9 protein-coding genes are annotated in these 8,723 nt (G+C 45.1%); 4 read left to right on the top strand and 5 right to left on the bottom strand.

The genetic code is table 11. The features are described 5' to 3' along the window. The first annotated feature begins 244 nt into the window (after window positions 1-244). A complete protein-coding gene (rpsD, locus tag ABFQ95_06045; GenBank protein MEN8237086.1) occupies window positions 245-859 on the top strand; it encodes a 30S ribosomal protein S4 in 615 nt (204 codons plus the stop codon). A 90-nt stretch (window positions 860-949) separates the two neighbouring features. Here rpsD and ABFQ95_06050 read toward each other — a convergent pair whose 3' ends face one another. After that, the gene (locus tag ABFQ95_06050) at window positions 950-2,143 is read right to left on the bottom strand and encodes a penicillin-binding protein activator (GenBank protein ID MEN8237087.1); all 1,194 of its coding nucleotides are present in this window, start codon (window positions 2,141-2,143) and stop codon (window positions 950-952) included. A gap of 30 nt (window positions 2,144-2,173) precedes the next feature. Here ABFQ95_06050 and rsmI point away from each other — a divergent pair, with 30 nt between their 5' ends. After that, window positions 2,174-3,031 carry a 16S rRNA (cytidine(1402)-2'-O)-methyltransferase gene (gene rsmI, locus ABFQ95_06055; protein ID MEN8237088.1) on the top strand — a complete coding sequence of 286 codons (858 nt, stop codon included), beginning with the start codon at window positions 2,174-2,176 and terminating at the stop codon, window positions 3,029-3,031. Between the two features lie 104 nt (window positions 3,032-3,135). On the opposite strand, the gene ABFQ95_06060 is transcribed toward rsmI, so the two are convergent. The 4 genes from ABFQ95_06060 to rph all read right to left on the bottom strand — a co-directional run bounded on the left by ABFQ95_06060 (window position 3,136) and on the right by rph (window position 7,051). Beyond that, window positions 3,136-4,371, bottom strand: coding sequence for an ATP-binding protein (locus ABFQ95_06060; GenBank protein MEN8237089.1), 1,236 nt, complete (start codon window positions 4,369-4,371; stop codon window positions 3,136-3,138). Window positions 4,372-4,567: 196 nt separating this feature from the next. Next, window positions 4,568-5,719 (bottom strand): radical SAM family heme chaperone HemW, encoded by a 1,152-nt coding sequence (gene hemW, locus ABFQ95_06065; protein MEN8237090.1) that lies wholly within the window; start codon window positions 5,717-5,719, stop codon window positions 4,568-4,570. Between the two features lie 2 nt (window positions 5,720-5,721). Then, on the bottom strand, window positions 5,722-6,315 hold the full coding sequence (rdgB, locus tag ABFQ95_06070; GenBank protein MEN8237091.1) for an RdgB/HAM1 family non-canonical purine NTP pyrophosphatase: 594 nt from the start codon (window positions 6,313-6,315) through the stop codon (window positions 5,722-5,724). Further along, a complete protein-coding gene (gene rph / locus ABFQ95_06075; GenBank protein ID MEN8237092.1) occupies window positions 6,293-7,051 on the bottom strand; it encodes a ribonuclease PH in 759 nt (252 codons plus the stop codon). The genes rdgB and rph overlap by 23 nt, the downstream gene beginning before the upstream one ends. A gap of 121 nt (window positions 7,052-7,172) precedes the next feature. Between rph and grpE the strand changes: the two genes are divergently transcribed. Continuing rightward, window positions 7,173-7,763: a nucleotide exchange factor GrpE gene (grpE, locus tag ABFQ95_06080; GenBank protein ID MEN8237093.1), complete on the top strand. Its 591-nt coding sequence runs from the start codon at window positions 7,173-7,175 to the stop codon at window positions 7,761-7,763. Window positions 7,764-7,960: 197 nt separating this feature from the next. After that, complete coding sequence (raiA, locus tag ABFQ95_06085; GenBank protein ID MEN8237094.1) at window positions 7,961-8,539, top strand: ribosome-associated translation inhibitor RaiA; 579 nt, start codon at window positions 7,961-7,963, stop codon at window positions 8,537-8,539. Window positions 8,540-8,723: the final 184 nt, after the last annotated feature.

Raw genomic sequence — 8,723 nt, forward strand, 5'->3', positions numbered from 1 at the left:
CTCCTGTTCATGTTAAATCTGTGATCTGAAACAATAAATACTTAACATAGCCTTTGATTTTGAACTAATTTTTTTTAACGTACAAGATGCGGTTGTTGGGTATTGTCCGGAGAAAATGGACGAATCAAATTATTTTCCAGCGGGAGGGGCTGCAAAATGGTAGAAGAAGGTTGACAAAATCACTGTATTTGTTATATTTTCGACCCTAAGGTATACATCTCTATCGAATTTGGAAAACACGTGAATGACAAAGCGCATACAAGCTAAATACAAGATTGATCGTCGTTATGGAATAAATCTGTGGGGGCGCCCCAAGAGTCCATACAATAAGCGTAACTATGGTCCTGGAGAGCAAGGTCAAAAGCCTCGTAAACTTTCAGACTATGGCTTGCAGCTGGCTGCAAAGCAAAAGCTTAAAGGTTATTATGGTAATCTGAACGAGCGCCAGTTTCGTAACCTGTATCAAACGGCTGAGCAAAAGCGCGGCGATACCAGTGAAAACTTAATCGGTTTGCTCGAGCGGCGCCTGGATGCCGTCATCTACCGGATGAAGCTCATCCCAACCGTATTTTCAGCACGCCAATTAATTAGCCATGGTCATATCCTTGTCAATGGTAGGCGCGTTACGATCCCATCCTATCGGGTGCGAGAAGGCGATGAAATTGAATTGCGCTCAAGAATGCACGATAATCCAGTTGTTCTTGGAGCCGTACAATCTTCAGAACGAGAAGTTCCCGAATACGTCGAGATTGACCATGGGAAAATGAAGGGACGGTTTGTCCGGACTCCTAACCTTGAAGAGGTTGCTTATCCGGTGCAGATGGAACCAAACCTGGTTATTGAGTATTATTCACGTTAGGTTTTTCCTAGACTGAAGCTGAATCAACATTTTGATTCAGCACGGGTATACCATTTTTTTCAATGTTTGCTGAACCGTTTTGTGGAATGATTAAAACTCAGCTTTTGCTGGTGAGACGACCTTAACTCCATGATTGGCAACTTCTAGGACTGCCAGTCGCCTTTCAACCAAACCATTCGGGATTAGACGAAACGTGCCGTCAATACCATCAAAACCTCTTGGTTGCGTGAGCTCGGAGAGCATCAATGAATTTCCCTGCCGTGTTTGGCTTAAGATTGCTGCCAGCGACATAGCATCGTAGGACAGCGTGGCAATGCGAGGAGGGCTGTGACCAAACTGGGTCCGGAATTTTTGCTCAAACTGTGCGCGCTTGTACGGTGCTGGGGCAACAAACCAGCCCCCTCGTGCAGAGCTTGTTGTAAAAGTTTGAGGCGTATCCCATTGTCCGCTTCCCAGCAAGCGGACCTGCGTGAGGTCAACGTCATTGTATTGCAGTGAGGATATCACCAACTTTAGGGTGTCCCCGCCTTCAGGAACAAACAAACCCTGTAAGGGAATATTCCTCAGCTTGATGGCCTGGGCAGAAAAATCAGATGTTCCGGGACGGTAAAAGGCAATCGCTTCAATGCGGATATCATTGTGAGCGACAGCTTGCACCAAAGCATCCTGCAACAAATCTCCATAGGCATTTTCTGGCAGCAGGGCCCCAATATTGCGAATATTATGGGCAGCAGCAACAGAAATAATTTCTCTGACTTGTTCACTAGGGTCAAACCCAAGAATGAACACTTGGCTGTCAGCAACCTTTTGGTTGTTTGAAAAACTTAATACAGGGACATTTGCTTGAGAGGCGATGGCCTTTACTGCAGCTACTTCTTGGGAAAACAGAGGCCCAACAATCAGTTGGGCGCCTTCATGCAAAGCCTGTTGAGCAGCAGCACTTGCTTGGGCTGGTGTGCCTTGGGTATCGTGAATCATTAATTCAAGTTGATTGCTGCCGTGATCAAACAAACTCATCTGTGCAGAAGCGAGGAGGTCTTGTCCCAGTTGCGCATTTGTTCCTGTCAGTGGCAACAGGATCGCCACTCGCATCTTGTCTTGTTGGGTAATCCCTGACATGGTTTGTTGTTGATGCAGAGTCCGAGGTGGAAGCTTTTCAACCGAAATTGGAGCGCTACCATCAGATGTTGGTCTGTTGCGTTGTGTTGTGGTTTGACAAGCGGCCAAAGTTAGGGCACTCAATAGAATCAGAGATGAAAAAATTTTTCTAAAAAGAAGAGACAAGGTTCGTTCCTTTCTTCCACGGGTTTAGTTATGAGTCAAGGTAACGATTTAGACAAGAAAAGTAAACATTTTACTGGGCTGTATTTGGTAGCAACACCCATTGGTACCCTTGCAGATATCACATTGCATGCACTTGAAGTGCTCAAGAATGTCGATGTCATTGCGTGTGAAGACACTCGCGTTACCCAGAAACTGCTGCATCATTATGGTATTGATATAAAGCTTTTTTCCTACCATGACCACAATGCGCCCAAAGTACGACCAAAATTATTGCAGATGCTTGCAGAGGGGCAAAGCATTGCGCTTGTCAGTGATGCAGGTACGCCACTGATTGCTGATCCTGGTTATCAACTTGTAAAGGCGTGTTATGCAAAATGCATTCCGGTAACCAGTGCGCCAGGTGCATGTTCTCCCATTGTTGCCCTTACACTTTCAGGCCTTTCTACAAATCGCTTCTGTTTTGCCGGGTTTATTCCAACCAAATCACAGGCACGGCAGTCTTTTTTCGAGCAATTTAATCCACATCATGGCACGCTGATTTTTTTTGAAACCGCAAAACGGTTGCTTGCCTCATTACAGGGTATGCAGAATGTGTGGCCAAACACCCAAGCTTGTGTGGCACGGGAATTGACGAAAAAGTTTGAAGAGGTGCGCACAGACACGCTGCCTGATCTGATTCAGCATTACGAAAGGGTTGGAGCTCCTCGGGGTGAAGTCATTGTGCTCGTGGACAGCCGGACTTTTCCGCAATCCGATAACAACCGATTAGACGAACTGCTGGCGATCGTTTTGAAAGAAACAACGGTGCGTGATGGAGTAAATTTAGTTGCAGATATCTCTGGATTGCCCCGGCGTGAGGTGTATCAAAGAGCGTTGCAGATTAGATAGTGCTAGATCGATTCGATATTCTCTACTACCAAATTATGTTAACGTCAAGCACCAATTTTACATGTCAGCACAGTTAGCAACTTGCTTTTTTCCTGGAATTTCAATCATTGGGGCCAAAGCATACCAAAGGGAATGCCCCACAAATTTTTGCCAAAAGACAGCGGAATCTCGCCTGAATATAAAGCAATGCCAACGAACGGTCGGTGCCCTGCAACATTTTCTCGAAACCAAGTTAGGTGTTTGAAGTCATTTCTGCCGATTGAGCTGCTTGCCTTTACTTCAACTCCTAACAAAGACTCATCTTCTCGCTCGACGATAAAATCAATCTCCCTTTGTTCCCGATCTCGATAATGAAAAATATTGTACTCTCCATTATTGGAATCAATTTGGGCAGATAATTCATTAAATACAAATGTTTCAATCAGCTTGCCAATCCGATATGAATTAAAACGCAGGTTCTCGGCACGCCAGTTAAGGAGGGAAGACATCAGACCACTATCTGCAAAAAAAAGCTTTTTTTGCTTACCAACCCTTGCATAATCGGTTCTCACCCATGCGGGTACCTTTTCAACCAAGTAGAGAGCCTCTAAGGCATTGATATAAGATTCAACTGTCGGACGACGAATTGAGAGTCCACTACCAATTGCAGAGATATCCATGAACTTACTTGACCACGCAGCTAGAATTTTAACGAGTTCTACCATAGCCTCTCGGCGCTGAATTCGCGTAATGTCCTGTAAATCACGCTCCAGAAGGGCTTCAATATAGTCTTGATGCCATTGTTGGCGATCTTTTCCCTCAAGAAGAACGGCCTCTGGAAACCCACCTCGAAAAGCAAGCTGTAGTGTTTGCTCCCGATTATAAACATCGAATTTGAAATCAAAAGATTGCTGAAATGCATGCTCAAAAAACTTCGGTTGCCGCTTTAAAATTTCGCCTTGCGCAAGAGGACGCAAACGAACTTTTCGTATACGACCTGCCAGGGATTCTCGAACGCTGGGTAAAGCTTGTATATTTGCAGAACCTGTCAGCAAATACTGACCAGGCCTTGTGTCGTCATCCACAACTTTTTTAATAGCTGGCAACAAAGAAGGCACTCGCTGGACCTCGTCAATAATCATCGTTGTATCGGTATGATGCACAAATTCATGCGGATCTATCTCTGCTGCTTCCCGAAACGACTGGATATCTAGGGTTCGATAGGTATCATTAGAAGATGACAGCTTTTTTGCAAGGGTCGTTTTACCACACTGTCGTGCCCCTGCCAGAAGAACAACACGCCGTTTGCCCAAAGCATATTGGACCTGATGTTTTTGCCAACGTGGATATTGATCCGTCATGCTTAAAAAATCCCGCAATTTTACAAAAGTTCACCTCGCGATTTTACAAAAGTCTATCCCGCGATTTTATAGAAGTTTACATCGCGATTTTACAAAAGTCTACCCCGCGATTTTATAGATGATTCTTTAGATTGTTTTGTTTAAATGGGTAGGGCGCTAACAGATGACACTGCTTTGGTGCGCTAAATGGTTATGATCAAGGCAACATGTATGGCAACACGGCATTCAAACGCTGCCTTCCCTGTTGAGTCGCTCGCAAAACCTGGGTGTCCAGTTCTATCAGTCCCTCTTGTTTGAGAGAAGCAAGTGATTCAGGCACGCAGAATTGCTCTAAATGGTGTCCTGTCTCTTTTCTAAATCGTTCAAGCTGCACTCCCTCTTCAAGTCGCAGGCCCATCATCAGCATTTCTTTTGCTTTTTCTGTAGAGGACAGAACCTCGGTTTTCTTGGTGGCAAATCCAGATTGACCTACCTTTTCCAACCAAACCTCAGGGGCTTTATGATTGTAGGTCGCATATTTTTGCCCCTGTTTTGTCAAACGTCCGTGGGCTCCAGGGCCAATTCCTAAATAATCTTGATAGCGCCAGTAGGTCAAATTGTGCTGCGATTTGCCACCTGTGCGTGCGTAGTTAGAGATTTCATAAGCCTGAAAACCGTGTTGTCCTAAAACATCTCGGGTCATCTCATAGAGCTGGGCTGAGATTTCTTCATCTGGCAAAGTCCACTCACCGCGTTGATGCAGTGTGTGAAAGGCTGTGCCAGGCTCAATCGTCAACTGATAAGCTGAGATGTGACCTTGCAACAACGGAGCTATTTGTGCCAGAGAAGCTTGCCATTTTTTAGGAGATTGTCCTGGTAGCGCATAAATAAAATCCAACGAATAACGCATAAAAACTTGTCTAGCTACAGTGATTGCTTTCATTGCTTGCGTTGCATCATGCAAGCGGCCCAAAAACTTAAGTTCAGTATCGTCTAATGATTGAATGCCCAAGGAGACTCGGTTAATGCCAGCGGCATGAAAATCTTTAAATTTACCGATTTCAACCGTTTGCGGGTTGGCTTCGAGAGTAATCTCTAGGTCTTTGGGCAAGGACCAAAGCTGTGTCACCTCATTTAGGATAATTTCAACAATTTTGGGATCCATCAATGAAGGTGTCCCACCGCCAAAAAAAATACTCTTTATGGTTTGATGCGGCAACGTACCTGCATAAAACCGGAGTTCCTTGAGATATCCCGCAAGCCACGCTTGATGATCAATGTGCTCTCGCACATGGCTGTTGAAATCACAATAGGGGCACTTAGAAAGACAAAATGGCCAATGAATATAAAGACTCAGTGCTTGAGGCATTATTATTGATGCGCTCTGATTAGCTGGTCTACTGCCTTGGCTCGATGACTTAGAGCATGTTTTTCTGCTGCCGGCATTTGAGCAAACGTGCGCTGGTGCCCTAGGGGTTGAAAAATTGGGTCGTAGCCAAAGCTGTTATTCCCGCGAGGCGGAAAAACCATCTGCCCTTCAACATGTCCTTCGAAAAACTCAAATGTATCGTCCGGATAATAAAGGCACAACACACAAACAAAGCGCGCTCTCTTATTGGTAAAAGGTCGCAAGTCTTTTTCGAGTTTCTCAGCGATTTGCTGGAGTCCTCCAGCTTCATAATACCTGCGACCTGTATAAACCCCCGGCTGATTATCTAGGACTTCAATTTCAAGACCGGAGTCATCAGCCAATACCAAACAATTTTGATGCTCTGCTGCATGTTTAGCCTTTATCAGTGCATTTTCCCGAAACGTTGCCCCGGTTTCTTCAGGAGCTTCGTGTTCTGGAGAATCCAACGGGGTCAATACGATCCCCAAAGGCTCAAGTAAATCTTGAAATTCCTTAATCTTTCCAGGATTGTGAGAGGCCAGGATAATTTTTTTATTTTGCAACAAGCTTGACATTCGTATCTGTCAGGATTTTGGCAAACGCTCTGTTTTGCATGCGAATCAACTCACTGATTCCTTTGCTTGCAAGCGTAAACATTCCTTGATAATGCTCTTGGGAAAAGGGAGACGTTTCAGCTGTTGCTTGCACTTCAACAATACCGCCTTTTTGCGTCATAATGAAGTTTGCATCTGCTTCTGCTGAACTGTCTTCTGTATAATCAAGATCAAGCACCGGGGTTCCTTGGTAAATTCCACAGGAAATGGCTGCCACCTGATCGGTTAGCGGTAGCTCTTTCAATTTACCTGCCTTGACCAAACCCTGGAGGGCTTGCCATAGGGCTATGTAAGAACCAGTTATTGCTGCTGTGCGGGTGCCCCCATCTGCTTGCAAAACATCACAGTCAACTCGCACTTGTCTTTCGCCAAGTGCTTTCAAATCTGTAATAGCACGCAAAGATCTGCCAATCAAACGCTGTATCTCTTGAGTGCGTCCAGATTGTTTACCGCGAGTTGCTTCTCGAGTCACTCTTTGATCAGTGGAGCACGGGAGCATGCCATATTCAGCCGTAATCCAGCCCTTCTTTTTGTCTCGCAGAAAAGGCGGTAATTTTTCTTCAATCGTTACCGTGCACATGACGTGCGTATTACCAAAGCGAGCAATGCAGGCTCCTTCAGCATGTACGGGATATCCCAGTTCAAATTCAATTTTTCTTAGCTCATCAACAGCTCGTTTTGAAGGTCTTAGGCTCATCATTTAAATCCAATTCTTGATTGACGTATTGAGGTGAGTTTTACTATATTTCAAGCAGGATTCCAAGCTATACTTCCATACGGGTGTACGCACCTGTGATTTTTAACCCAAGGTAAAACCAATGACCGATTTGAACGACCCCCTAGACCCTGAGAAAATTTTTGAAACAAGCATTGATGAATCGGAAGAAGATGCCCAAGAGGGTGCCACTGAAGCTCCAGATGTAGATGTAGATGTAGAAACAGAAGTTGCTTTGATAAAGGATCAATTACTGCGAGCTCTAGCGGAAACTGAAAATGTACGCCGGCGTGCGGCCAAAGATAAAGAAGAGGCTGCTAAATATTCAATTACCAGCTTTGCTCGTGATTTGCTTACGGTGGCTGACAACCTAAGGCGGGCTTTAGAAAATATTGCAAAGGACAAAGCTGTTGAGAGTACACCTGAGACCAAATCGTTGATCGAGGGTGTGATACTGACCGAAAAAGAATTGTTGTCAGTCTTTCAAAAACACGGCATCCAACAACTCTCTCCTATGAGCGAGAAATTCGACCATGATTTTCACCAAGCTATGTTTGAAATCGAATCTGATGAACAGCCAGCCGGGACCATTGTGCAGATGATACAGTCTGGTTACGTCTTGCACGGTCGTTTGTTAAGGCCTGCCCTGGTAGGAGTTGCAAAAGCAAAAACAAACGAAGAGTCTGAAAATTAAATTGCTTCCCCTCCCGCTCATATGCTTTATAATGGAGAAACATACTGAGGCTGAATCAAACTGTCGGTTTTCTGATGCGCTCGAAGTGTGCATTTACTAGTGTAAACTGTGCGCTTCTCGCTACCGCAAAACTCGACATTTTGGGTTAGCATGGGTATCAAGAGGGGTTCGTAAATAGAGCAGAAAGGACTATTGTCATGCAAGTTTCGGTTAGTGGTATTCAAGTCGATGTTGGGGAAGCGTTTCAGAATCATGTAAACAAAGTGCTTAAAGCCCTTCATGGCAAGCACAATATTGACCCCATTGAAGTCAAGGTGCAATTGTCAAAAGAGGCGCATCAATTTCGATCAGACATTACATCACACCTGGGAGCAGGGGTTGTTATGCGTAGTCATTGCCTGGCCATCGATCCTCACACGAGTTTCGACGGTGCATCGGACAACTTGTCAAAGCGTTTGAGACGTCATAAGGGGCGCTTGGATGCCTACCACAAGCACCATGGCACCAGACGCGAAAAACAGATGGTCCCCTACTATGTGATTCAGCCTGGAGAAACAGCTGAAGAAGCGCCGATTCAAGAAGACGCTTCGCCTCCTATTATCGCCGAAATTCAAGCTGAAGTTCCAACGATTACAGTCAGTGATGCGGTCATGCAACTTGATTTATCACAAGAGCCCGCTATGTTGTTCTATAACAAATCCCATGGGGGTCTTAATATGGTGTACCTTCGCTCGGATGGGAACATTGGATGGGTTGATCCGCAAAATACGAAATAGTTAAAGATTTATGCTTGCGTTTGCCAAAAAATAGGACTAACCTGCAAAGGTAAGCGTGGCAGGGTGGTGCAACAACACCGCCGTTAGGTAAGCCGAGACCGTTACCGGCCCCGGCTCCCTTAAGAACCGTACGTGCGACTTTCACCGCATACGGCTCAAGCCTTTCAAAGGCCTATTCGACCCG

It is taken from the genome of Pseudomonadota bacterium (assembly GCA_039714795.1).
Lineage (GTDB): Bacteria > Pseudomonadota > Alphaproteobacteria > JAGOMX01 > JAGOMX01 > JBDLIP01.

Excerpts from the sequence above, each read along its gene's own strand:
- grpE (MEN8237093.1), top strand. The coding sequence starts at position 7,173 with ATGACCGATTTGAACGACCCCCTAGACCCTGAGAAAATTTTTGAAACA.
- rph (MEN8237092.1), bottom strand. The coding sequence starts at position 7,051 with ATGAGCCTAAGACCTTCAAAACGAGCTGTTGATGAGCTAAGAAAAATT.
- ABFQ95_06060 (MEN8237089.1), bottom strand. The coding sequence starts at position 4,371 with ATGACGGATCAATATCCACGTTGGCAAAAACATCAGGTCCAATATGCT.
- rpsD (MEN8237086.1), top strand. The coding sequence starts at position 245 with ATGACAAAGCGCATACAAGCTAAATACAAGATTGATCGTCGTTATGGA.
- rdgB (MEN8237091.1), bottom strand. The coding sequence starts at position 6,315 with ATGTCAAGCTTGTTGCAAAATAAAAAAATTATCCTGGCCTCTCACAAT.
- raiA (MEN8237094.1), top strand. The coding sequence starts at position 7,961 with ATGCAAGTTTCGGTTAGTGGTATTCAAGTCGATGTTGGGGAAGCGTTT.
- rsmI (MEN8237088.1), top strand. The coding sequence starts at position 2,174 with ATGAGTCAAGGTAACGATTTAGACAAGAAAAGTAAACATTTTACTGGG.
- hemW (MEN8237090.1), bottom strand. The coding sequence starts at position 5,719 with ATGCCTCAAGCACTGAGTCTTTATATTCATTGGCCATTTTGTCTTTCT.